This window comes from Parendozoicomonas sp. Alg238-R29 (genome assembly GCF_947331445.1).
Taxonomy (GTDB): Bacteria; Pseudomonadota; Gammaproteobacteria; order Pseudomonadales; family Endozoicomonadaceae; genus Sansalvadorimonas.
Window position 1 is genome coordinate 12,035 of sequence record NZ_CAMZOG010000003.1, and the last position, 25,533, is coordinate 37,567.

At 48.5% G+C, this 25,533-nt stretch carries 21 protein-coding genes; 10 read left to right on the forward strand and 11 right to left on the reverse strand.

The window, feature by feature from the left end; translation table 11 throughout:
- Positions 1–3: 3 nt before the first annotated feature.
- From QMA35_RS01155 to QMA35_RS01190, 8 genes are all read right to left on the reverse strand, one after another.
- Complete coding sequence (locus tag QMA35_RS01155) at positions 4–1,098, reverse strand: chemotaxis protein CheB (RefSeq protein ID WP_281645288.1); 1,095 nt, start codon at positions 1,096–1,098, stop codon at positions 4–6.
- Positions 1,061–7,603 carry an Hpt domain-containing protein gene (locus QMA35_RS01160; protein ID WP_281645289.1) on the reverse strand — a complete coding sequence of 2,181 codons (6,543 nt, stop codon included), beginning with the start codon at positions 7,601–7,603 and terminating at the stop codon, positions 1,061–1,063. The genes QMA35_RS01155 and QMA35_RS01160 overlap by 38 nt, the downstream gene beginning before the upstream one ends.
- Positions 7,604–7,679: 76 nt before the next feature.
- Positions 7,680–8,537, reverse strand: coding sequence for a protein-glutamate O-methyltransferase CheR (locus tag QMA35_RS01165; protein ID WP_281645290.1), 858 nt, complete (start codon positions 8,535–8,537; stop codon positions 7,680–7,682).
- 109 nt (positions 8,538–8,646) lie between these two features.
- Positions 8,647–10,728: a methyl-accepting chemotaxis protein gene (locus QMA35_RS01170; RefSeq protein ID WP_281645291.1), complete on the reverse strand. Its 2,082-nt coding sequence runs from the start codon at positions 10,726–10,728 to the stop codon at positions 8,647–8,649.
- 69 nt (positions 10,729–10,797) lie between these two features.
- A complete protein-coding gene (locus tag QMA35_RS01175) occupies positions 10,798–11,358 on the reverse strand; it encodes a chemotaxis protein CheW (RefSeq protein ID WP_281645292.1) in 561 nt (186 codons plus the stop codon).
- Positions 11,359–11,426: 68 nt separating this feature from the next.
- On the reverse strand, positions 11,427–11,792 hold the full coding sequence (gene pilH, locus QMA35_RS01180; protein ID WP_281645293.1) for a twitching motility response regulator PilH: 366 nt from the start codon (positions 11,790–11,792) through the stop codon (positions 11,427–11,429).
- A 101-nt stretch (positions 11,793–11,893) separates the two neighbouring features.
- Entirely contained in the window at positions 11,894–12,283 is a 390-nt protein-coding gene (gene pilG / locus QMA35_RS01185) for a twitching motility response regulator PilG (protein ID WP_281645294.1), read from the reverse strand.
- Positions 12,284–12,492: 209 nt separating this feature from the next.
- Positions 12,493–13,224 (reverse strand): ABC transporter substrate-binding protein, encoded by a 732-nt coding sequence (locus QMA35_RS01190; RefSeq protein WP_281645295.1) that lies wholly within the window; start codon positions 13,222–13,224, stop codon positions 12,493–12,495.
- Between the two features lie 207 nt (positions 13,225–13,431).
- Here QMA35_RS01190 and gshB point away from each other — a divergent pair, with 207 nt between their 5' ends.
- Genes gshB through ruvX form a run of 4 tightly spaced genes read left to right on the forward strand, consistent with a single transcriptional unit; the run spans position 13,432 to position 16,347 of the window.
- Positions 13,432–14,385: a glutathione synthase gene (gene gshB, locus QMA35_RS01195; protein WP_281645296.1), complete on the forward strand. Its 954-nt coding sequence runs from the start codon at positions 13,432–13,434 to the stop codon at positions 14,383–14,385.
- A gap of 50 nt (positions 14,386–14,435) precedes the next feature.
- A complete protein-coding gene (locus QMA35_RS01200) occupies positions 14,436–15,299 on the forward strand; it encodes a TonB family protein (protein ID WP_281645297.1) in 864 nt (287 codons plus the stop codon).
- Positions 15,300–15,307: 8 nt separating this feature from the next.
- A complete protein-coding gene (locus QMA35_RS01205; protein WP_281645298.1) occupies positions 15,308–15,889 on the forward strand; it encodes a YqgE/AlgH family protein in 582 nt (193 codons plus the stop codon).
- A gap of 5 nt (positions 15,890–15,894) precedes the next feature.
- A complete protein-coding gene (gene ruvX / locus QMA35_RS01210; RefSeq protein ID WP_281645299.1) occupies positions 15,895–16,347 on the forward strand; it encodes a Holliday junction resolvase RuvX in 453 nt (150 codons plus the stop codon).
- A 3-nt stretch (positions 16,348–16,350) separates the two neighbouring features.
- Here the strand turns inward: ruvX and QMA35_RS01215 are convergent, their stop codons facing one another.
- The gene (locus QMA35_RS01215; protein WP_281645300.1) at positions 16,351–17,481 is read right to left on the reverse strand and encodes a PilT/PilU family type 4a pilus ATPase; all 1,131 of its coding nucleotides are present in this window, start codon (positions 17,479–17,481) and stop codon (positions 16,351–16,353) included.
- 33 nt (positions 17,482–17,514) lie between these two features.
- Positions 17,515–18,549, reverse strand: coding sequence for a type IV pilus twitching motility protein PilT (locus QMA35_RS01220; RefSeq protein WP_281645301.1), 1,035 nt, complete (start codon positions 18,547–18,549; stop codon positions 17,515–17,517).
- A 140-nt stretch (positions 18,550–18,689) separates the two neighbouring features.
- On the opposite strand from QMA35_RS01220, the gene QMA35_RS01225 reads away from it, so the two are divergent.
- From QMA35_RS01225 to QMA35_RS01235, 3 genes are all read left to right on the forward strand, one after another.
- Positions 18,690–19,391 (forward strand): YggS family pyridoxal phosphate-dependent enzyme, encoded by a 702-nt coding sequence (locus tag QMA35_RS01225; protein WP_281645302.1) that lies wholly within the window; start codon positions 18,690–18,692, stop codon positions 19,389–19,391.
- A gap of 33 nt (positions 19,392–19,424) precedes the next feature.
- A complete protein-coding gene (gene proC / locus QMA35_RS01230) occupies positions 19,425–20,258 on the forward strand; it encodes a pyrroline-5-carboxylate reductase (RefSeq protein ID WP_281645303.1) in 834 nt (277 codons plus the stop codon).
- A 93-nt stretch (positions 20,259–20,351) separates the two neighbouring features.
- Positions 20,352–20,909, forward strand: coding sequence for a YggT family protein (locus tag QMA35_RS01235; protein WP_281645304.1), 558 nt, complete (start codon positions 20,352–20,354; stop codon positions 20,907–20,909).
- Between the two features lie 76 nt (positions 20,910–20,985).
- Here QMA35_RS01235 and QMA35_RS01240 read toward each other — a convergent pair whose 3' ends face one another.
- A complete protein-coding gene (locus QMA35_RS01240; protein ID WP_281645305.1) occupies positions 20,986–21,468 on the reverse strand; it encodes a hypothetical protein in 483 nt (160 codons plus the stop codon).
- A gap of 202 nt (positions 21,469–21,670) precedes the next feature.
- Between QMA35_RS01240 and QMA35_RS01245 the strand changes: the two genes are divergently transcribed.
- From QMA35_RS01245 to metW, 3 genes are all read left to right on the forward strand, one after another.
- On the forward strand, positions 21,671–23,635 hold the full coding sequence (locus tag QMA35_RS01245; protein ID WP_281645306.1) for a dynamin family protein: 1,965 nt from the start codon (positions 21,671–21,673) through the stop codon (positions 23,633–23,635).
- A 120-nt stretch (positions 23,636–23,755) separates the two neighbouring features.
- Entirely contained in the window at positions 23,756–24,925 is a 1,170-nt protein-coding gene (locus tag QMA35_RS01250; protein WP_281645307.1) for a homoserine O-acetyltransferase, read from the forward strand.
- Positions 24,925–25,518 (forward strand): methionine biosynthesis protein MetW, encoded by a 594-nt coding sequence (metW, locus tag QMA35_RS01255; protein ID WP_281645308.1) that lies wholly within the window; start codon positions 24,925–24,927, stop codon positions 25,516–25,518. Before QMA35_RS01250 ends, metW begins: the two co-directional genes overlap by 1 nt.
- Positions 25,519–25,533: the final 15 nt, after the last annotated feature.

A 25,533-nucleotide genomic window follows, 5' to 3' on the forward strand; every position in this document is an offset into this window, starting at 1 on the left:
TCTTTAATCTCCAGAGACAACCTGACTATTTTTCTGTTTCAGGTTGCTCTCTATTGTTTTTGTCAGCTTTTCCGCCAGTTCTTTAGGGGTTCCTTGCCAGTCATCACAGCCAACTTCGATAATGGATTCTGGCATCAGGCTGCTGGCACAGCTCTCTGGGGTCTGTACCCAGACTGGACGTTTATTCCGATGATAATGGCGAGCCTCACAGGAACCATCTTTTCCCATTCCGGAAAAAATAATTGTACCGCTGGTCTGTGGCCAGGCTCGGCGAACTGTTTCCATAACCTCATCGATATTCGGGCTGTATGAGCCACTCCACCCCTGATCCATAAGATGCAATCTTCGCCGACTATCAAATTCGATCTTGTAGTCAACAGGAGTCAGAAGAATATCGCCTTCCTCCAATACCAGTCCTGGACTTGTAGCCACAACATTAAAGAAGCTGTGGCGAGCAATTGTGGAAGCCAGTGTAGAAGCAAACTCTCTATCGATATGTTGTGCATAAACAAAAGCGACAGGTAGCCCTTCAGGCAAGTCATCCAAAAATTGTTTTACTGCATTTGGCCCACCAAGAGAGGCGCCCAGCACCCACACCGTTTCAGCAACCTTTCCTGTGCGTGCCGAATGTCTTTTCTGGAAAGGTTTAATCGGCCAGGTCACAACCCGCTGATCGTTTTCAATGTTAGAGGTTGAATGCTCTACAGTAGGCTCAGGATCACGAAACTCATTCAGCTTGTAAGTAAGCCTGCGCTCCCAGCGAAGCTTAAGATCAGAAGAGCTTGCTCCTGATGCTTGACTATCTGGCAAGCCAATATCGTAAAACACTGGCACACGCGGAATGTCAGCCAACTGATCAAACAACTCGTCGTGATTGTCTTCATTCTCCAGATCAATCAGCCAAACCCGCACAACAGGAGACTCCAGCAAACTTTCGCTGCAGCCTTCCGGTGGAATATTGACAACAACGGTAAACCCTTTTTCTTCAAGAGTTTGCCGAAGCCGCTGCCGTACAAGAGTCCGGTCAGCGATAATGCCTATTCCTGTGCGGGTTTTCTGATCAATCATGGCGCTTAGCGAATCCGCTGATGGTTTCAAGCAGCACGCCTTCCTGGAACGGCTTACCAAGGTACTCATTCACACCAATATCCTGCGCGCGCTGACGGTGCTTCTCGCCTGTACGGGAGGTGATCATGATGATTGGAAGGTCTTTCAACTCCGGATGGTTACGCACAGCAGTTGCAACTTCAAAACCGTCCATTCGTGGCATTTCAATATCAAGCAACATCACTGCTGGGCGGTGCTCCTGCAGTAGAGAGATTGCTTCAACACCATCCCGAGCAGAAACAGTGCGGTAGCCATTACGCTTCAGCAGACGACCAGTAACTTTCCGAACTGTTACAGAGTCATCCACAACCATAACCAAATTATTTTCTTCTTCAATAACAGGAGCTGCTGTTTGAGCTGCACCTTCAGAAACTTGCTGCTTGGTATAACCGAGCAACAACCCTACGGGGTCAAGAATCACAACCACCCGTCCATCACCAAGAATGGTTGCGCCACTTACACCTCGTACGCCAGCAAATTGTGGCCCCAGACTTTTTACTACCACTTCACGACTGGCAACCAGACTGTCTACATGGATAGCAATGCCGCTATCACCGGCACGCACAAGAAGAACTGGTAACTCATGGGTGACATTTTCCAACTTTGGCTTTCGGTCATGCAGCAATTCACCCAGATAATGCAGCTGATAACTACGACCGGCATATTCAAGTGTCTGGTCATCAGCACTATAATGACTTTCCAGCTCAAACGGGCTCAGTCGTACTATACCTTCGAGTGTGTTCAGTGGAATGGCATACTGCTCTTCACCCACATTAACCATCAATGCCCGGTTAACAGAAAGAGTGAATGGCAGGCGAATTTCAAACTCTGTTCCCTTGCCTTCTTCTGTATGGATATCAATGTGCCCACCAAGCTGCTTAAGCTCACTGTTCACAACATCCATACCCACACCACGACCGGATATTTGCGTAACATTCGATGCTGTAGTGAATCCGGGTTGGAAAATCATATGAGAGATATCACTCTCTGAAACTTCCGCATTAGCATCCAGCAACCCTTTTTCAACGGCCTTGCTGCGTACCGCATCGAGATTCAAACCACGGCCATCGTCGGCAAGAGAGAGAACAATTTCTCCACCTTCCCGCTCAAGGTTCAGGCGAATTTCCCCAGCTTCTGGTTTGCCATTAGCTACGCGTAATTGGCTGGAATCTTCAATACCATGGTCAATGGCATTACGAAGCATATGCTCCAGTGGAGCAACCATTCGTTCCATAACAGAACGATCCATTTCTCCTTCAGCATTCACAACCTTCAGTTCAACCTGCTTGCCCAGTTCAGCAGATACCTGCCGCACAATTCGGCGAAGTCGTGGCAACATACGGTTGAATGGCAGCATCCGCGTACGCATCAAACCTTCCTGCAGCTCCGTATTGATACGGGACTGTTGAAGCAGAAGGGTTTCAGAGTCACGGTTCTTGTCTTCCAGTGCGCCTTTGAGATCCATAAGGTCAGTGGCAGATTCCACAAGTGCACGGGACAACTGGGTCAATTCCGAGTACTGGTCCATTTCCAGTGGGTCGAAATCAGGATGGTCAGCAACATCACCTTCATGACGGGAAAGAATCTGAGCCTGTGTTTCAATATCAAGTCGGCGCAACTGCCCCTGCAAACGATCAATGGTGGTATGCATCTCTTTCAGGGTGAAGTTGAAATCACTGATCTGCTGTTCAATACGAGAACGGGATATACTGGTTTCACCAGCAAGGTTTACCAATTCATCAAGAAGTTCGGCAGAAACCCGAACCATTTCTTTGTCGCTGGTTTCTGTTCGTGCATCTGCCGCCTTTTGCAGAATCTCGGCAGCAGGAGCACTGATGCGCTCGTCATTATCTGGAGCACCAGAACCAGGGAAAGGCACAACATTACTGTCAGCTATCGGTACGACTTCTTGTTGTGCAGAAGCACTCAGGGCGTTCAGAATGGCATCAAAACCACTGTGCAACTGCCCCTGCAAACCCGCAAGCTCTTTGATCGCTGCAACATCAATATCAGACGTTCCTAACTCCTGTATCTGCTGCACCTTCATTTCAAAGTTATGGCTGTCTTCACCCAGAGTTTGAAGGCCCGCCATTCGGGCACTGCCTTTCAGGGTGTGAAGGCTTCGCATGAGCAGCTCTGGCCATTCACGATTCCCGGGTTCTTCAATCCAGCCGGTCACCTGTTTTTCAATTTCGTCGAGAAGATCCCCTGCCTCTTCCTTAAAGATGTCGATCATTTCCAGATCAATATCTTCAGGCAACTCAACTGACGCAACAGACTTCTGCGCAAGATCAGCTTCAGGCTCAGGCGTTGTTTCAGCAGTAACCTCTGGAGTTTGAATGACTTCATGAGCCGGTTCTTCACTTGACTGTTCAGTATCCGCCGCCTGTTTCATAACAGCTCGGATTTCTTTGCAGAGACCATCTGCAGGCGTGCAAGGGTTATGAGAGCGGATAGCACTGAGCATTTCTTCCAGAGCATCATGACCCCGAAGCAGAAGGTTAATCAGGTCATTCGAAGCCTGCAGGCGACGCTGGCTAAGTGCTTCATAAACATCTTCCAGTTCATGGCCAAGATCACCGATTGCAGTAATACCCGCCATACGAGCACCACCTTTTATGGTGTGCAGATGACGCTGCAATTCAGCAAGATCTGTCAGGTCTGAAGTTTCATCGAGCCAGCGGTAAAGTGCAGCTGAAGCTGCACCAAGATTATCAACCGCTTCATCGAGGAAGATGGCAACCAGTTCTGGATCGATATCATCATCTTCAACGATTTCAACAGAAGCAACTGGCAAAACCTGTTCGGTATTGGCCTGCTGATCTACAGACGACAGCTCTTCAACAGTTTCTTCAATAGCATGGGATATATCTTCAAACTCTGGCTCTGCTTCAAGGCCATCAACCAGAGCCTGCAATCTTGAAAGGATTGACTCAGACTGTACAGGTGACTGCTGGGCAGCCAGCTGATCCATCATATCAACAAGATGGTCATGGGCTGTAATCAGCGTTTCCAGTGCAGCATCGGAAACATTCTCCGCTTTGTTTCTTAAGGTCTGGTAAACAACTATCAGTTGCTCTGAAGCATCGGCAAAAATATCCTGCTCAATCTCTCTGGCGCTGTCGACTAACGACTGAAGACCGGTTTGAAAATCATTAATCAGGTTATCTTCAGGATTCCGATTCCATTCCCGCAGAGACGGTGCTGCATCCAGCACCAGATCCATATACTTGGTAATAAAAGAAGAAATGGAAGGTTTTGTGTGTAAAGACTCGGTCTGTTCGTCCACACAGGCAGCTATGCGTTCTTCATAGAGCTCCTGTACATCAGCAGCAAGCTCAATCGCACCGGATATTTCAAGATCCTGGTACACGCCTGCATTAATCTGATCCAGGCTTTCCTGAAGTAACAGGCTGGTACGAGTTAATAAACCTACAACCTGCTCATCGGCCTCAAGCCCCATACTACGGAACTCTTTCGCCATGCGTTCCAGCCCGGACACCAGCTCAGCCACATGGGTAAGGCCAGCCATACCGGCGCTGCCTTTTAAGGTGTGTAGAGCAAGTTGCAATCCATCACTGATAACGAGTGAGCTTTCTGACTTATTAAACTGATCAATAAAGACGTTTACAGTGCCGAGGTGAGTCAAAGCTTCTTTGCTGAAAATAACCAGCAGTTCAGAATCCATATCCAGAACAGATTCTGCTTCCTGTTCCCCTTCTGGCGTCACTTCGTTATCAAAGGGGGTTTCTTCAAGAAGAATATCTTCCAGCGCGATATCCTCAGAAAATACCTCCTCCGAGACAACCTCTTCAGATATAGCCTTTAACGACTCATCCAGAGCAATCGTCTCAAGCTCGATTTCTTCAACTTCAATTTCAGATTCTGTGAATTCTTCTGGAGATTCTTCGTCCAGTTCAAAGCTGAGATCCAGCTCGTCTTCATCAAGGCTGATTTCACAGTCTTCAATTGCGCTATCGACAGTATTTTCAACAGCATTCTCAGCAGCACTTTCGACTTCAGTTTCAACCTGAACTGGAACTTCTCCACGGCTCCAGGCATCGGCTTCATCCATGCAAGCCTGAACTTCATCGGTTATCTGTTGACGACTATTAGCAAAGTCATCCACAAGAGCAGGAAGTAGTGCAATCACCCGATCAACCAGATTGACGATGGCATCACAGCTGCCCACCGTGCCTTCAATAACCCGGTTGAGCATATTCTCGACTGACCAGCCCAGCTCGCCAACAACCGTCGCCCCAACCATGCGACCACTGCCTTTCAGTGTATGGAAGCCCCGGCGAAACTCTGTCAGTGCTTCCTGGTCTTGCTGGTTTGCCTGCCAGCGTGGGAAGTATTCCTGCAATAATTCCCGAACTTCACCAACCTCTTCTGCAAAGATTTCAATGAGTTCTTCATCGAGTTCGTCTTCTTCCTCTTCAACAACTGCGACAGGAATAGTTTCTTCTTGCTCCAGACCAACAATCTCAAGATCTGGAATCTCTATCTCTTCGATAACCTCAACAGTGTCCGCAGGTTCCTGCTGCTCTGAACTTCCAGAAGCCCCCAGCTCCAAAACTTCCAGATCATCAAAGCTCAGTTCTACCTCAGCACTTTGCTCAGCACTTTCCTCAAGCTCGACATCATCCAGCTCAAAATCGATATTAAGATCAATTTCTCCACTGAATTCGTCAACAGTAAAGTCTTCAATTGTTAGCTCTTCGGTATCTGGAGCGACAATTTCTACTTCTTGGACATCAATATCTGCCGTTTCTGTAAGGCCAAGCTGTTCAAGACTTTCACAGGCAATATCCAGAATCGACTCACCTTGTTCGTCATCACCGTCACCCAATCGCTCAAGGTAGTATTCCGCGCCAGCCAGTACATCAGCCAACAGCTCCATACTTGCCCACTCCGGATCAGCATCTGAAGGCAGCAAAACCTTCTCTACATAATCACTTGCCGACTTGACCAGTTGAGACACACGACTTTGGCTGATAATTTCCAGACTTCCGTAAACAGAAGCAAGGGTTTCAGGTACAGGCTCAAGGTAACTCTTGTCCCATTGCAGGGCGGTAAAATCAACAATGGCTCCCTTAGCCTGATCAAGTCCGGTACAAGCTTCCTGAATAACTGTACGGCGGGCGTTGAGGAAATCAGCAGATTCTTCAGACGGTTGTAAAACTCCCGTGCTTTTATCAGCCATACCGCTGAGAGTCGCTTCCACATAGAGAAGGCTGCCAGCGATATCCATCAGCTGGTTATCATCGTGATTCTGACTGTTTATGGTGGTAGAAAGAGCTTCAATTTGCTCAAGGATAATCTTTCTGGGAATCCCCATTCCCAGAACAGCCAGAGTGTCTGCAATTTGTCTCAAGGCTGGAATCTGCTCGGACAATGCGGAACCCTCAGGGTTACGCACATACAAGTCCAAAGCATCTTTCACTGTCATCAATTCTTCAGACAGTGCTTTAACAACTGAGCCCATGGCTTCACGATCAGGGCCACTCAGCTTTTCGCGCTCCCGGTTCACGGTTTCTTCATCCAGAAGCGCAATACCTAGCTGGTACTTCTCTTTCATCTCCTGCGCTTTCGGAGAAGAGCAGGTACTTAGGGCGATGTAATAGAGTGAGTTTTTCAGAAGGTCTTCAGGAACAGGCTGGTTAAATGCCGTTGGCCCACCATTAACCAAACGCTGGAGAACCTGGTCTATCTGACGCAAAAGGTTACGAATAGTTGGGTTATTCTGAATTCCGCCAGCCACCAGGGCCTGAACCAGCCCTTGAGCGATAGGCCAGATATCCTTGGAAGGTAAGCCTTCGCACAAGGATTCCATGCGATTAAAAACACGATCCAGATAATTCTGGCTGACTTTATCAGATGGGTTTTTAAAGAAACCAACAAGAGCAAACTGGTACATCTGCCGCAGCTTTTTCACCAGCTGCATAAGAGAATCACTATTCAGCCTGGCTAATTCTTCAGAATCAACCGTGCGTGTCAAACCACTGAGATCAGGGCTGAACAGCGATGTTTCAGACAGGAGGCTTTCACCACGGGCACTGCGCAGGTCATTAAGGATAGGGAGAATAACAACCGGCAAATCCCTACGACCAGCCTGTACCTGTTCCAGATAGGGAGGCAGCTGCAGAATCGCCTGCATCAGAACTTCGAGAGCTTCATCACGAGCAGATAAAGTGCCATCCAGCAGCGCTTGTATCAGCCCTTCCATTTCTTCAGCAAGAAGGGCTGCTCCGTAAAACTCCACCATTTCCAAGGTGCCATGGATTTGGTGAATGTAGTTCTGGCAAAATCTCAGTCGTGTATCGTCCTGCGAATTCCCGACATACGCCTCCAAAGACTGCCGTGCTTGAGCCAGGGTATCGGTGATTTCTCCCCGCACCCAGTCCAGAGCAACCCAGTCCTGAGATTGTCCACCATGTTCTGCCAAAGTGCTCTCGGGCAGGTTTTGGTCACCCATGTCGCGGTGATCCCCCATAATCGCTCCTGTCTACCATGGTCAATGCCACGGCATTGCTGATTATTCTTTCAATTCTTTTCGCGGACTCTTGTTCTCAGAGTTTCCGCCTGACAAAGGCCAATGTCTGGTCATTGCCTACCGGTTCCAGCTCCGGATGTTGCCAGTTGGTAATTTCACCGGGACCCAGTACCAGTAAGCCTCCGGGAGCCAGCCTTTTTACCAGCTGCTCGATAATCGCTATACGCCGCCAGCGGCGGAAATAAATCAACAGGTTCTGACAAAAGATCAGATCCATATTTCTCATGGGAGCACGATCCAGGTCCAGAACATTGACCCGGGCAAAACAGACCCGCTCCCTTAACCTTTCCACAACCTGAACCCGGGCTGGGCCTGCTTTTTGAAAAAAGCGTTCCTTCAGCGCTGGCTCAAGGGACGACACCAGCCGTTCTTTGTAAATACCTTTACGGGCATGAGCTAACGCTTCGAGGCTGATATCTGTCGCCGTTACACCAAACCGAACGACGCGACCCAGTGAACTGACTTTGTTATGAATCAGCATGGCCAGTGTCCAGGCTTCTTCACCGGTCGAACACCCGACACTCCAGGCTTCGATAGAACTGCGATCAGAGCTTTCCAGCAATGTATCGAGATAGTTGCGGGCTACATTACAGGAAGGCTGATGGCGGAAAAAGCGGGTTTCCCGCACAGTCAGGTTCTCAACCAAAGTCGTCCATTCAAGATGCGAAGACGGCTCATTAATCAGGTTGAGATATTCGTCGTAGCTCCGAAGTTCAAGCTCGCGCATACGCCGAACCAATCCAGCTTGCAGGATTGAGCGGTGCTGCCAGGAAAAGTGATTCCCGGTGCGTTCTTCCAGCAGAGACTGCCAGCGCTCAAACTGATCGCGGGTCAAATCCGGTAGCCGGTCTGTCATCCAGGTTGGTATCGGCATTATTCTATTTCCTGACCGGGATCTCTTACGTATCTCTTTTATGTGCCGTGGTTATGCCTGTTGTGCATAACCACGGGGTGTCAGGACTCTGACCTCAATTGCACAGGCTTTATACCTGTGCGAAATTCTCTTCTTCAGAAGTCGCTTCCTCTTCCCCTTCGGGAAGCTTAAAGCCGGATACAGACTCACGCATGTCACCCGCCATGTCGGCGAGGTTACCGATGGATCGCGCGGTTGCGTTAGTACCGGAAGACGTCTGCGTGGTGATTTCCTGGATTACGTTCATCGTGTTGGAGATGTGACCAGCAGAAGACGCCTGCTGACGTGCAGCTCCGGAGATGTTGGAAATCAGTTCAGACAAGGAACGAGATACCGTTTCGATCTCTTCCAGAGACACACCCGCATCCTGTGCCAGACTTGCTCCACGTACCACCTCAGTGGTGGTTTGTTCCATGGAGATAACCGCTTCGTTGGTATCTGTTTGGATGGCTTTTACCAGAGCTTCAATCTGCTTGGTTGCCGCAGAAGCGCGTTCCGCAAGGCGCTGTACTTCGTCCGCAACCACCGCGAAGCCTCGACCTGCGTCACCGGCCATGGAAGCCTGGATAGCAGCGTTAAGTGCGAGGATGTTGGTCTGGTCGGCAATATCGTTAATCAGGGATACGATGTCACCGATTTCCTGGGAAGATTCACCCAGTCGTTTAATACGCTTGGAAGTATCCTGAATCTGCTCACGGATGGTATCCATGCCCGAGATTGTATTCTGTACAACCTCGTTACCCTTGTTCGCCAGTTCTACCGACCGGTCCGCAACCGAGGAAGATTCCACAGCGTTGGCAGATACCTGGTCGATGGACACCGCCATCTCGTTAATCGCAGCGGATGCTCCGGCAATTTCCTGAGCCTGGTGCTCGGCAGCTTCGGCCAGGTGGTGTGCTGTACTTTGGGTTTCGTCCGCAGCGTTGGATACAGACTGGGCAGTTTGGTTGATGGTATCTACCAGTGTACGCAGCTGCTCAATAGAGAAGTTGATGGAGTCAGCTATCGCGCCGGTAAAGTCTTCGGTTACCGTTGCAGTGACTGTCAGGTCACCATCCGCGAGGTCGGCCAGTTCGTCCAGCAGTCGCAGGATTGCCGCCTGGTTAGCTTCATTGCTTTCCGCAGTTTCCTGCAGGCGGACACGTGTACCCCTTACCATCGTCCAGCCAATCAGCAGAACTGAGAGCAGGGCGATAATACCGGGAGCAACAACAGTGTATTCGTTACCCTGCACAACATTCCGTTCATCTGCCAGGTTTTCAAAAGAGTTGGCAAGGTTGGATGTATCAGCCAGCAACTCCTGAGAATCTGCGAAAATCGCATCAGATGCTTCCCTTACCAGGAACAGCTCAGGTGAAGTTTCCAGAATCTCATCCACAGAACCAGATACAAATTCGAACAGGTCTGCAATTTCAGTCAGAAGGTCGATAACTTCTTCGTCTTCCACCTGATCAATGCCCATGGCAAGATTGCCTTCCAGCATTCCGTTCAGCACCCGGCCAAACAGCTTGGCGTCACGACCAAAACTGTCGGCAGCCATTACTGCATTTTCACCACCTTCAAGAACTCGGGCGATACTGTTTACAATACGTTCCGCACGCAGTGACTGCTCCTGAGCAATGACAACCTGGTCGGCAGAAGCTTCTGTTTCCAAAAGAATCTGCACAATCTCGTCGTATTCAATCTGCAGCTGAGGAATGGTTTCAGACAGGGTTGCAGCAACATCGTGAAGAGCCAAAACTGTTTCTTCGTTATCAACAATACTGTCGGTGTTTTCCCGCACTGCGTTCCAGGTCACAGACAGGTCAGACATATGTTCGCCAACAATACCTGGCTGCGTAGAAGCAGCGGGCAATCCCATTTTGGTATCACCACCGGCAAGAATGTCATAGCGACGCTGGAATTCATTCCGGGCATTCTGCAAAAGACCAAAGGCCTCTTCCTTACCCGATACAGCTTCCGTGGCGTTCTTGGCGATCTGCTGGGACAAAACCCGCAATTCACCAGCATGGGCAATATATTCCTTATCGAAGTTGGCCTGTCGGTTAATAAACCAGAAGGCCGCAACCATTGCGACAAGTGAAACGACAAGGATGGTAAACAGGACACCTGTTGTCCTGCTACCACCTTTTCCAGATTCATTGGCTTTCATTGTTTTTACTGGCTCCCGCTAGCCGCAGCATTCCCTGTTATTGTTATTTTACCGATTCAGTGTCTGACATCAGGCCACCGCACTTCCCGGCGATACTTGTAGAAACCTGTCACTCTTCGCCAGAGTGCGGAAGCTGAGTACCAGAAACTCGGCTTCACGCTGGTAACTACCTGCCATACAGAAACGTACATTCTCCGGTATATTGACCGGAATACTGCTGTTGTATGTTTCAACTTCAAAATGTTGCAGCCCCGAAACCGCATCAACAACAAGGCCGCAATACAAATCACCCTGTTCAACAACCAGAGCACGTTGCTCCGATTGCTGAACAGGGCCACTTTCAAATCCAAAGAAACCACTAAGATCAATCAGTGGCAGCAAACGTCCACGGACGTTCGCCACACCTTTTACCCATGGGTAAGCACCAGGGATATCAGTCACAGTTTCCGGGATATGAAGGATTTCATGCACGTCTTCAAGAGGGGAAACATAACGCTGCCCATTGAGCATAAATCCGACACCACTCCAGTAGTTTCTTACTTCTTCCTGAGCGGGCAGACCTGCAGCATGTTCTCTGGCTCGCTGATCCAGATCCAGCAACAGCTCAAAAGGAGTTTCCGTTCTCTTCATGACGAGCCCTTCATAACGTTATCTTCACCGCTTCATCCGCGCTGCTAAAGCAGCAGTTTCAAAAGTTATCAGGCTGCCATTACGCTTTTAAGCGCACTGAGCAACTTGCTTTCATCAACTGGTTTGGTCAGATAACCTTTCGCTCCCTGACGCTCTCCCCAGACCCTGTCAGTTTCCTGATCTTTAGTCGTCACAATAATAACCGGAATATCACTGGTTTCTGCTCCGCGACTTAACTGGCGCGTTGCCTGAAAACCATTCAAACCCGGCATAACAATATCCATCAATACTGCATCTGGCTTTTCTGCACGACACAGAGCGACACCGTCAGCACCATTTTCAGCTTTGAGAACTTCATGACCGTTTTTCGTCAGAATTTTTTCCAGAATCACGGTTTCCGTTGGTGAATCATCAACGATCAATACTCGAGCCATCTTTCCCCCATAAACAAACAGTTAACAAATGAATAACTGCTATCAGTAACTGTTCTTTGTGTCTTACACAGCAGCGCTAATTACGCTGTATTTTTTGCTTCTCAAGCCGCTTCCGGAGCATGCTCTTTAATTGCATCAAGCAACTCATCTTTACTGAATGGCTTGGTCAAATATTCATCGGAGCCAACAATCCTGCCTTTGGCTTTATCAAACAGGCCGTCTTTACTAGACAGCATAATGACAGGCGTGCTCTTAAAGTGGCTGTTATTTTTAATCAGCGCACAGGTTTGGTAGCCATCGAGACGCGGCATCATAATATCAACAAAAATCACATGGGGTCGTGTATCGGCAATTTTGGCCAGTGCATCAAAACCATCGATTGCAGTAATAACTTCACAGCCAGCTTTTTTCAGCAGGGTTTCTGCTGTACGCCGTATAGTCTTACTGTCATCAATAATCATTACCCGGAGATTAGCGAAATCGTCACTCATCTTTTTTTGTACCTTATCCCCTGACAGGCCATTGAATGCACAGCCAGCTATTATTCTGCTGTAAACCCTAATAAATACATCAGGATATTTCTTATTATTATCGTCTGCATATTACAGATACATTGCCTGCTTTTTTACCACACATTCCTTCTCACCACCAACAGCAGAAGACAACTGGATCACGTTCACGGCGGTCTAAAGCAGTCGACTCATCGGTACTGATCGTATATCCCATCAACAGAACCATCACTTTTCATTTGATCCAGAACGACCTGTAACTTTTTCACAATGCGATTGGGCGTACTGCTATTCAGCGCCAAATAGAGGCCTTTGGACTCAACGAGATAGACTTGTTTCAAGCCTGTGACACCAACCTGGTCGGCACCGTAGGGACCAGACAAGCTACCGCTTGCCCACAGATCTATCCGCCCTTCTTTAAGCTTGGTTGCGTTGTAACTGTCTTTTAACGTCTCCAGCACTTTAACGCCGTTCTTCTTGAGAACGTTTGTGACATAGTCGTCTTTGTAAGCACCAACCTTGTACTTCTTCATATCTTCAAAGTTGTTTATTTTTATTTTTTTTCCTGGCAGGGAGAACACAACATAGTCATTATCCACAATGGGCCCAACCCATTTAAATGAATCTTCTCGTTCTGCACTTCTGGCAGTAGAAAAGACACCGTAATTGGCCTTATTTAGAGTCAGGTTATAAACCTTACTCCAAGGAAACCGAAGCGTGAGTGTGTATTCCACACCGGCACGTCGCATCATTTCACGAACAATGTCAGTTGATATCCCATCAACACCATCACCTCTGGCAAAGTTTCGATCGTCAATGCTCATATTAAACGGAGGATAACTTTCTGTGAGTAAAGTTAATCGATCATTTGCCTGAGTGAATGCCGCCCCCAGCAAAAGCGCCACAACTGAAAACGCTTTCATACTTCTTCTTATCATTAGTACAACTCGAACTGGTATTTTTAGGCCTCTATCCTTGCCGGATTTTGTATTGAGTTCTATGACATCCATCAACCCCCTATCACTTTCACCGCAGGCACTTTTAAAAACAAAACTCATACCAAGCTGGGTTCGCAGGCAGTCTTTCGATACACTGTCTGATCAGTTGTGTTACTGCAGTGGATCGCACACATGAGCATTCGCCTCGGCATCGTGATGGACCCTATACAGGGCATCAATTTCAAAAAAGACACTTCTCTGGCTATGCTACTGGCGGCTCAGAAGCGTGGCTGGCAATTGTTCTATATGGAGCAAAGCGATCTTTATCAAGAGGATGGTGTTGCCATGGGGCAAATGGCAACACTAGACGTTCGCAACGATCCTGCCGACTGGTTCACTCTGGGAGAGAGGAAAGCAGAAGAGCTTTCATCCCTGAACGTCATTCTGATGCGCAAGGACCCTCCTTTCGATAACGAGTTCATCTACAGCACATACATTCTTGAACAGGCAGAACAGGCGGGCACCCTGATTGTTAACAAGCCTTCCAGCCTGCGTGACTGTAACGAAAAATACTTCGCCACCCTGTTTCCCCAGTGCTCAGCCCACAGTATGGTTAGCCGGGATATGAAAACCCTGAAGTCTTTTGCTGCTAAACACGAGGATGTTATTTACAAACCTCTGGACGGCATGGGCGGCACAGCCATCTTTCGGGTAAAAAAAGGTGACCCAAATATCAGTGTGATCCTTGAAACATTGACGAACTATGGGCAACAACAGATTATGGCCCAGCGTTTTATCCCGGAGATTACCGAAGGCGACAAGCGCATTCTTATGATTGATGGCGAGCCGGTTCCTTATTCTCTCGCAAGAATTCCCCAGAAAGGTGAAACCCGGGGCAACCTTGCCGCTGGCGGTACAGGTGTCAGCCAGCCACTGTCAGACAGAGATCGCTGGATTGCCGGGCAGGTAGGGCCCACTCTTAAAGAGAAAGGGTTAATTTTCGTTGGCCTGGATGTTATTGGTGATTATCTAACCGAGATTAACGTAACCAGCCCAACATGCCTGCGAGAGATCGAAGACCAACAGGGCGTGGTTATTGCTGACAAACTGATGGATGTCATCAGTGAAAAACTGAACAGCCATTAAACACCGTCTGCGGAGAAAAGCGCAGGAGCAGAACAATAAAGACGTTTTTCGTGAATATTCTTAACTCTTCCCTGTTGAAGCCTGCCACTGCAATCAGTGTTTTGATAGCAGTGGTCTTACATGGCTTTCTGATTTACGGGCTGAGCTTTGCCTTACAGGAGCCAGAGCCGCCAGCCCGTACGCTGGAAATCACTCTGGCAAAATTTCCCACAACTGAAGCCCCCAAAAAAGCCGATTATCTGGCACAGGATAATCAGCAGGGCAGTGGTTCTCTGGATGAAAAAGCCAAACCTTCCAGTGATGTAAAAACACCTTTCCAGAGTGACAAACCAGAAACTGTGCAATTGCAGCAGCAAACCGCCCAGCTACAAAAAACCCAGGATAAGAAAGCGGAACGGGTTACCTCTGTTCGTTCAGAGACGAAGGTGCAATCACAGAAAGTCCAGGAAAAACCAAACCCTGTTCCAGTGGAAGAACCACCTAGACGTCAGATAGACCTCAGCGCAGAGATTGCCAGCCTTGAAGCTGATTTTTTCCGAAAACGGCAGGCCTATGCTAAAAAGCCGGTCGTCCACAGGATAAACTCAGCCTCCACTCGCAAAGCCGATGTGTTTTATCAGGAAGCCTGGCGGCGCAAAGTTATGCGCATAGGTCAGATCAACTATCCTGTTGAAGCACGGAAGCAGAAGATATACGGCGAGCTACGTTTAGCCGTACAGATTCGCAGGGACGGAAGCCTTAAGGCTATAGAGGTGATCCGGTCTTCCGGTTATAACGTTCTTGATGAATCGGCAAAAAATATTGTGCGAATGTCGTCACCGTTCTCTCCTTTCCCATCAGAATTACAGGAGTATGATGTTATTGAAATCATCAGAACCTGGCGCTTTGAACCTGGGAACGTCTTTGGCGGGTAAGGAATAAAATGATCGAAACAGCAACTCATAACAGCCTGCAAGATACTTTACTCATTGCCATGCCACAAATGAATGACCCGCATTTTACCGGTGCGGTCATTTATCTGTGTGAACACAATGAAGAAGGCTCCATGGGTGTTGTTATCAACCGTCCACTGGATATCAGCGTTGAAGAGTTGTTTAAAAAAATAGATATCGACTACCTGCCAGATCAGGAACAACGGATGAAAAGTGTTTTTCTCGGTGGCCCTGTTGATACTGATCATGGATTTATTCTTCACACCTACTCAGGGGAACTGGATGAAAGTGTATCTATCCCAGTCACCAGCGATATTGCCCTGACATCATCTCGAGATATCCTCACCAGCATTGGTTCCGGTGAAGGGCCACATCTGGCTCTGATCACTCTTGGTTATGCAGGGTGGGGCGCCGGACAATTGGAACAGGAGCTTGCCAGCAATCTCTGGCTGAACAGCCCTGCCGATAAAGCTATTCTCTTCACAACGCCATTTGAACAACGCCTTGAGCGCGCTGTTGCCAAAATCGGCATTGATCTCAACATGCTCAGCCTTGAGGCTGGCCACGCATAAACCAGATGACTGAACTGACTTACAAATCTGTTATGGGCTTCGATTTTGGAACCCGCAATATTGGCATTGCTATGGGGCAGGCCATCACCCGCACAGCCAATGCTATTACCCCCATTCGGGCTAAAGATGGCATTCCTAACTGGGATGAGCTGGGACGCATTATTGAAGAGTGGCAACCTGATGCTTTTGTGGTTGGTATTCCTCTGAATATGGATGGCACTGAGTCAGAGATGTCTCGCCGGGCTCGCAAGTTTGGCAACCGTCTGAAAGGTCGCTTCAACAAACCCTGGCACCCAACCGACGAGCGATTGACATCTTTTGAAGCCAAAGAGTGGGCAGGAAAACTTGGACATAAGGGTCACTATGGCAGTGACCCTGTGGATGGAATGGCGGCCCAACTTATTCTGGAAAGCTGGATGAATGGAGAGGGTACCGAACTATTGGCAGGTGGAGAATAACCTTTACAGGTGATCATCCTCATCCTGAATACTCAAACCTCCGGCCATCTTGTTCAGATGGCCAGCATCAGTTTCTGAACCTAGCTTTATCATCAAACGAAGATCATTAGCTGAGTCCGCATGAGCCAACGCATCTTCGTAGGTGATCTCGCCATTATTATAAAGCTCGTAAATAGCCTGATCGAAGGTTTGCATTCCCTGCTCATTGGAACGAGCCATTAGTGATTTCAGTTCGTGGACATCGCCCTTGCGGATCATGTCCGATGCCAACGGAGTATTGATCAACACTTCTACCGCCGGACGACGGCTTTTGCCATCAGGAGCCTGGATTAACTGCTGCCCAATAATTCCTTTAAGGTTTAGAGACAAGTCCATCCACACCTGCTGGTGACGATCAGCCGGGAAGAAATGAATGATGCGATCCAGCGCTTGGTTTGCATTGTTGGCGTGGAGAGTCGCCAGGCAAAGGTGACCAGTTTCCGCAAAAGCCACGGCATGCTCCATCGTTTCCCGGCTCCGCACCTCACCAATCATGATGACATCGGGGGCCTGACGCAGAGTATTTTTCAGGGCGACTTCAAAACTCTCGGTATCCAATCCCACTTCACGCTGAGTAACAATGCAGCTTTTATGTTGATGGATAAATTCGATGGGATCCTCTATAGAGATGATATGACCGGAACTGTTGTTGTTCCTGTGCCCAATCATGGAAGCTAGCGAGGTAGATTTACCGGTACCGGTACCACCGGCAAAAATAATCAAACCACGCTTGGTCATGGCCAGTTCTTTAATAATATCTGGCAGGCCAAGATCATCCACATCAGGAATCGTTGTTTCGATACGCCGTAAAACCATGCCAGCCAGATTACGTTGGTAGAAGGCACTGACACGGAATCGGCCTACTCCTCTGGCACTTATGGCAAAGTTACATTCATGTTCTCTGTCGAACATTTCCTGCTGGTCGTCATTCATTAGGGCAAGCACTGTATCCCGAGCTTGCTCCGGAGACAGGGGCTGCTTGGTGACCGGCACAATCCGACCATTAACTTTAATACTCGGAGGCATACCCGCAGTTACAAAAAGGTCTGAAGCCTTTTTTTCCACCATTAACTTCAGCAGCGGCGTTAAATCCATATTCCAACTTTCCTGTTTTATTCTACCCGCGACTTAGAAAGAGTCCGGATTTTTGGCTTTTTCTTTAGCGGCCTCAACAGAGATAATCCCTTTATCGAGCAGGTTGCGTAGACAACTGTCCAGTGTCTGCATACCAAGCTTGCCACCGGTCTGGATCGCAGAATACATCTGAGCCACTTTATCTTCCCGTATCAGGTTACGGATCGCTGGTGTTCCTAACATGATTTCGTGGGCCGCTACCCGGCCACCGCCTTTCTTCTTGAGCAGAGTCTGGGCAACAACCGCCTGAAGGGATTCTGAAAGCATGGAACGCACCATGGCTTTTTCTTCAGCCGGAAATACATCCACAATACGGTCAATAGTTTTTGCCGCTGAAGTAGTGTGCAAGGTTCCGAAAACCATGTGACCGGTTTCCGCCGCAGTCAAAGCAAGACGAATGGTCTCCAGATCCCGCATTTCACCAACCAGGATGATGTCTGGATCTTCACGAAGAGCTGAACGCAGGGCGTCGTTAAAGCTGTGAGTGTCTCTATGTACTTCCCGCTGGTTAATCAGACATTTTTTCGGCTCATGAACAAATTCGATAGGGTCTTCAATAGTCAAAATATGACCGTAATGGTTCTCGTTTATGTAATCGATCATTGCCGCCAATGTGGTGGACTTACCTGAACCGGTTGGCCCGGTGACAACACAGAGACCTCGGGGAGCATTAGATATCTCCTTAAAGACTTGCCCCATACCTAGATCATCCATACTCAGAACTTTGGATGGGATGGTACGGAATACAGCGCCAGCACCGCGCCCCTGGTTAAAGGCGTTTACACGAAAACGAGCCACTCCCGGCACATCAAACGAGAAATCTGTTTCGAGACGCTCTTCAAAGTCCTTACGCTGCTTATCATTCATGATGTCATAAATCAGCGCGTGAACTTCTTTGTGGGAAAGGGCAGGAAGGTTGATCCGGCGTACATCGCCATCAATACGGATCATTGGAGGCAGGCCTGCAGACAGATGCAAATCTGAAGAACCCTGTTTAACGCCGAAGGCCAGAAGCTCGGTAATTTCCATATCTTCTCCCAATAACAGTCAGCATTCGCTAAATAAGCCAGACTGCTCTTTTAATTCGCTTTATAATCTTTTTAGTTAATATGCCAGCAATGGTAAAACCATCATCGGCAAATACTGAATTTTCAAGATACTACACGGCAATGAGCTCAATAGAAACGCGCATACGGACGACCCGTGAACACATTCTCGAAGTTGCGGGAAAGTGTGGACGCAGCAACGAAGTCAAGCTTCTTGCTGTGAGTAAAACCAAGCCTGTGGAGATGATTCGGGAAGCCTGGGAATGCGGACAAAGAGACTTCGGTGAGAACTATGTACAGGAAAGCGTAGATAAAATCGCCGAATTGTCTGATCTTGAGGGTATTGTCTGGCACTTTATTGGTCCAATCCAATCCAACAAAAGCCGTCCGGTGGCTGAAAATTTTGACTGGGTGCACAGTATCGACAGGCTCAAAATTGCCCGTCGGCTCAGCGAACAGCGCCCGAACAACATGACTCCACTCAATATTTGCCTTCAAGTGAACATTGATAATGAATCAACAAAATCCGGATTTACGGCCAACGAAGTGCTTGCCGCAGCAAAAGAAATAGTAGCACTGAAAGGTGTTAAGCTGCGTGGACTGATGGCTATTCCTGCACCCAGTGAAGGCCACGAACAGCAACGACGTCCTTTTAAAGCCATAAGAGCTTTGATGGATCGGCTTAAAATCCAGTTTCCGGAACAACAGCTGGATACCCTGTCTATGGGAACAACTGGAGACATGGGAGCCGCCATAGAAGAGGGCGCAACTATCGTGCGTATCGGCACAGCTCTCTTTGGTGCCCGGGATTATTCAAAAGCCTGATCGAACAATACAAATTCTGACGGAATCAAAAACATGAGCGTATCACCAACTCTGGCCTTTATTGGTGCCGGTAATATGGCAGCCAGCATCATTGGTGGCCTGATTAAGAATGGCTGGCCCGCACAAAGCATTCTTGCTTCTGAGCCAGCAGAGGCAAAGCTTAAGCAACTCAACAGTGAGTTTGGAATCCAGACCACTTCAGATAATGGCCACGCAGTAACAACTGCAGATGTTGTAGTGATGGCAGTTAAGCCTCAGATTATGCAAAAGGTTCTGGAACCTCTTGCAGAAAGCTTCCAAAAGAGCCGTCCTCTTCTGGTTTCTGTTGCTGCCGGTGTTCCAGAGTCCAGCCTTAACTCATGGGCTGGTGGTAATCTTGCCATTGTCCGCTGCATGCCCAACACACCGGCTCTGATGCAGCTTGGAGCATCAGGCTTGTATGCCAACAAGCTTGTCACTGCTGAACAGAAAGAACTTACCGAGCAGGTTATGAACGCTGTAGGTATCAGCCTGTGGGTTGATACCGAAGAGGGCATTGACGATGTTATTGCCCTGTCTGGCAGTGGCCCGGCTTACTTCTTCTTGATGATGGAATCCATGATTGAGGCTGGTGAAAAGCTCGGTGTACCAAGAGAAACTGCCGCTCGACTGGTATCCCAAACAGCCCTTGGCGCTGCAATGATGGCTAAAGAGAGTGATGTGGATGTTGCCGAGCTCCGCCGCCGAGTGACCTCTCCCGGAGGAACAACTGAGCAAGCTATCCTCACTTTTGAAAAGGGTGGAATGAGAGAGCTTGTGGACAACGCCATGACGGCCTGCAAAGGAAGAGCACAGGAAATGGCAGAGCTGTTCAGCACACACAAATAATAACAACTGATACACCCTAACCATTGTATTGGGGGCGAATGTCCCCCATATTTCTATGTAACAATGACGGGATACCAAACGAGACAATCCTGAATGTCCATAATTACTTTTTTAATAGATACCATTGGCAGCCTGTTTGTCATGGCCATCCTGCTGCGTTTTCTGCTACAGCTGGTAAAAGCCGATTTTTATAACCCGATTTCCCAGGCGATTGTGAAAGTCACAAGTCCGCTGCTGAACCCACTGCGCAAGCTTATCCCCGGCTTTGGCGGAATGGACATTGCCGCACTGGCTCTGGCCTTTATCGTTCAGGGCGTATTCGTTGTTCTGAAAATGAAGGTTCTGGGATACATGCAACTGCCACTGGGCACCGTTGCCGTTCTAACTTTGTATTTCCTGCTGAAAACCCTTCTTGATCTATACACCTTTGCGCTAATCATTATGGTTATTGCCAGCTGGGTTGCTCCCGGAAGCTATAACCCAGGCCTGATGCTCTTACACCAGCTGACAGAACCTCTGTGCAGCCGGGTACGTAAAGTGATTCCACCAATGGGTGGCCTCGACTTTTCAGTGATGGTGGTAATGTTCGCGATTTTCTTCTTGAAAGAGCTACTGCCCAACATTCTGCGGGTCGGTCTTCCAGGGGTTTAACCAATACAAATCAGACAAGAAAAAGGCGCTATCAACAGCGCCTTTTCTTTTGGAAGTGTTCTACTTAAAGAACCTTTTACTTCCCGACGGGGAATAGTGAACTACAGGTTTCCTTCAAGGTTAAGCTGGCTTTGCCCGGATCATTCAGAAACTTCCAGCCACCTTTTACTGTTCTCTCAAAAGGTGTGACTAATAAAGTCGGATCAGGCTCCTTAAAGCTCTGCACAATAGCGAACGGCAATCGAACCATTCCGATGAACAACCCAGTAGCAATGCCCGATACGCCGCCGATGGTGCTTCCAACGGTTCCACCCAAAATCGCGCCAATAGAGATAGATGTTGCTCTCCATTTGCTATTGCGAGTGAACATGCTCACTGATGCGCCCAAAATCAGTGCACCGGTTCCCGCTCCAGCAAGCGTTCCACCAATACCCACGAGCGCTTGCCCAGCAATTGCATCAGATGTCAGTCGCCTCAAAGGGTAAGAAATACGCCGAGCGAGCTGCCGGATAGGGCGTTTCTGTAGTTTATCGCCAATCCTGGCGTTTGTTTGTGGCATATCCCTTGCTCCAAACTCTATACACCGATTTCGTTGACAACAAAGTATGATAATCATTCAAACAAAACTATTAGACATTTGGCCTTCAAAACTTTAGTTGATGAGACCTTAGTCTCACATCATACAGAAGGACTGACTCCATAGTGTTTGCGTGGTTATAATCCACTCACAAATAAACAGTTCAGCCCCACAGGAGAGTGAGGTGCAACAGCTAAATTCTGGAATCTCTGCCCATCTGGCCTGGAAACGTTCACTACTAGTGCAAGTCAGTCGTTACCATGCCTGGCTACAGCACAATCACCTGTTGTCTCAGGATTTGAACGCTCAGCTGTTGTCTTATAGACAGACACTGTCTAACAACAACGTGACTCTGGCCTTTGTTGGTGAATTTTCCAGAGGAAAAACTGAACTGATTAACGCACTGTTCTTCAGTACTGTCGGTAAGCGACTTCTGCCGTCAAGAGTCGGGCGCACGACAATGTGCCCCACAGAGATCTTCCATGACCCTGCTGCGTCTCCAAACCTTCGTCTTCTGCCAATAGAAACCCGCCTGCAGGAAAAAAGTATCCAGCAGCTGCAAGCCACACCAGAAGCGTGGCATGAAATTGCTATTGCAGGTGACAACCCTGTTGAGCTGGCACAAACACTGTCTTCAGTAGCCCATACAAAAGAAGTGAGCCCGGAAGAAGCTGTTGCCCTTGGTTTTGATCCGCAACATCTCGATGCAAGCCTGAACAATAACAACAATGTCTGCATTCCAGCCTGGCGACATGCCATGGTGAACTTTGACCATCCATTACTGAAACAAGGGCTTCGTATTCTTGATACTCCAGGCCTCAACGCTCTTGGCTCTGAACCGGAGCTGACTTTAAGCATGTTGCCTGCAGCTGACGCTATTGTTTTTCTGCTGGGAGCCGACACCGGAGTAACCGCCAGTGATATGCAGATGTGGGAAGACCACATCCGCCATATTCATGACCACCGCCCGTCCAACCTTTTCGCAATTCTTAACAAGGTCGACACAATCAGCGACCCTTTGATGACGGAAGAACAGGTACGAATGATGGTGGACGACATCCGCCATGCGACTGCTCAAAAACTCCAGATTTCAGCCTCTGATGTACTACCCATGTCGGCCAGAGATGCTTTAACCGGCCGCCTTCAACATGACCAGCAGAAACTGCAGAAAAGCGGAATTCAGACTTTGGAGAAATTGCTTTCCAGAGAACTTGTTTCCCGGCAAGAGTTTTTGATCAGCCGTCATGTCATCCAGAGCCTTCTAACCATGCTGGGTAACAGTCGTTCAATTCTTCAGAAACGGCAAAAAGACCTCTCTTCTCAACAATGGAAGATGAATAGCAGCCGTAAAGGTAATCGATATCTTATTTCTGAGCTGACAACCCGTACCCGTGAGCTTCACAACCTGCATCACCGTCGTTTACTAACGTTGAAATCCAGCAAGCGACTCATTGCCAAGCAAGGAGATGCTCTTTCACAAGCATGTCGCCCAGAGGTTTTCCAAAACCGGCTCCTGCAGGTTCAAGCGCATATTCGTGGTAGCCTGACCACAGCAGGAATAGGCCAGGCAATCTCAAAGTTTTTTGATCTGGTTCATGATGATATCTACCAGTTGGGAACGGAAGCCAAACTCGCTAACAGGCTTATTAACTCAATTTACGAGCGACACAGGACTAAAACTTCTAACGACCCGCTGAAGCCAAAGCCGTTTATTACTCGCCCTTACATTGACGAACTTGAAGCTATCAGAAATAGGGCAGATCACTTCCGAAAACGTTTCAGTACTGTTCTGGCAAACCAGAGCACGGTTGCTCGTAGATTCCTGGCTACGCTGGCACAGGAAGTAACAACACTTCATAACAAGATGGCTATGGATGCGGGTAATTGGGCTGAGAATGCTCTTCTACCCATGACTCAGCATGCTCTTGAGCAGAAGCAGCTTCTTGAAGAACAGCTTGTTCAGCTTCGGGCGTTAACCCTGAACGACTGCAATAGGGAAAGGCTGTTGGGTAAACTGGACCAGTTTATCCATGATACCGAACACCAGCTGGCGCAGATTGATGTTCTGATTAAAGAAATTCGCCGCCCCGCACCAGCACGTCGTGAAGGAAATATTGTCCATCTCCATGCTGGCACAGCCATCGCCTGACAAGCTTTAGGGTAGTTTGCGACGACTCTTGCCAGCCGGGTGCTATTGCGCACCCGGCGCCCCCTCTTTAGACTGCCGTGAATACATCAAAATCCATAAAATAGAGATGACGCTATAACGATGCCGGAGATCGCTCAGGATAACTCTGTTGGGCTGGTAACGCCTGAACTTGTTTCATTTACCACACCCCTCACTCTCAGCTGTGGCCGCGATCTCCCTCAATATGACTTGATGGTAGAAACCTACGGCACGCTGAATACCAGCCGCACCAATGCTGTTCTTATCTGTCACGCTCTTAGCGGCGATCACCATGCTGCAGGTTATCACTCACAAGATGACCGCAAACCAGGTTGGTGGGATACAAGCATTGGTCCCGGTAAAGCCATTGATACCAACCGTTTCTTTGTTGTCTGCCTGAATAACCTTGGTGGCTGTGCTGGCAGTACTGGACCAACCAGTATCAATCCTGAAACAGGAAAACTCTGGGGGCCTGATTTTCCAGTAGTGACAGTTGATGACTGGGTAGAGAGCCAAGCTCGTCTGGCAGACCATCTTGGTATCAAGCAATGGGCAGCTATTGTTGGCGGTAGCCTTGGGGGAATGCAGGTTCTGGAATGGTCTATTCGCTATCCTGACCGACTGAGGAATGCTGTCGTTATCGCTTCTGCACCAAAGCTTTCTGCCCAAAACATCGCCTTTAACGAAGTGGCCCGGCAGGCCATCATGTCTGACCCGGATTTTCACGACGGCCACTATCTGGACAAAGGCACTTTGCCAGCATCAGGGCTTGGGCTTGCCCGAATGGTAGGGCACATCACCTATCTTTCTGACGATGCCATGAAAGCCAAGTTCGGTCGGGAGATGAAAGACAAGCATTTCAATTTTGATTTCGGCATTGAGTTTCAGGTAGAAAGTTACCTGCGCTATCAGGGAGAATCTTTCAGTAAACGCTTTGATGCCAACACCTACCTGTTAATGACTCGGGTACTGGATTACTACGACCCTGCAAGCCGTTATAACAACAACCTTGTTGAAGCGTTGTCTCATGCCACTGCCAAATTCCTTGTAATCGCGTTTACTACTGACTGGCGCTTCAGCCCTGAGCGCTCAGAAGAGATTGCAAATGCCCTTCACACGGCTCAGAAAGAAGTCAGCTACCTGAAAGTTGAAGCTCCCCAAGGACATGATGCATTCCTGATGGACATTCCCCGTTACACGGCGGCTCTAACAGCCTGGATGGAACATGTAGCGGATGAAAGTGATGCGCTGCTAACAGGGAGTGCGATCTAATGAGAAAAGATTTCGAAGTTATCAGCCAATGGATTACACCGGGCAGCCATATTCTTGATCTCGCCTGTGGTGATGGCGAACTGCTTCAGCTGTTACAGAAAAACAAACATGTTCAAGGTTACGGGCTGGAGATTAACGAGGGCAACATTCTCCAATGCCTTAAGCGTCGGGTAAATGTTATTGAGCAGGATATTGATAAAGGTCTGCTCAACTTTGCAGATTGCAGTTTTGATACTGTAGTGATGACATCTGCACTTCAGGCTCTTCATAACCCCGACAAGGTTCTTGATGAAATGCTGCGGGTGGGCAAGGAATGTATCGTGACCTTTCCAAACTTCGGCCACTGGCGCTGTCGCCTTTATCTTTCTCTGAAAGGACGTATGCCAGTTTCAGAATTTATGCCGTACTCTTGGTATGACACGCCTAATATTCACTTCTGTACTTTTCGTGACTTTGAGGCGTTATGTCATAACAAAAGACTGCGCATCGTAAACCGGTTGGTGACAGACCAGCAGCACCAGAGCAACCCTCTGGCGCAACTGATGCCGAACCTGTTCGGCGAAGTGGCTATTTATCATCTCAGGCCCAAATAATTAGAAAAGGTTTTT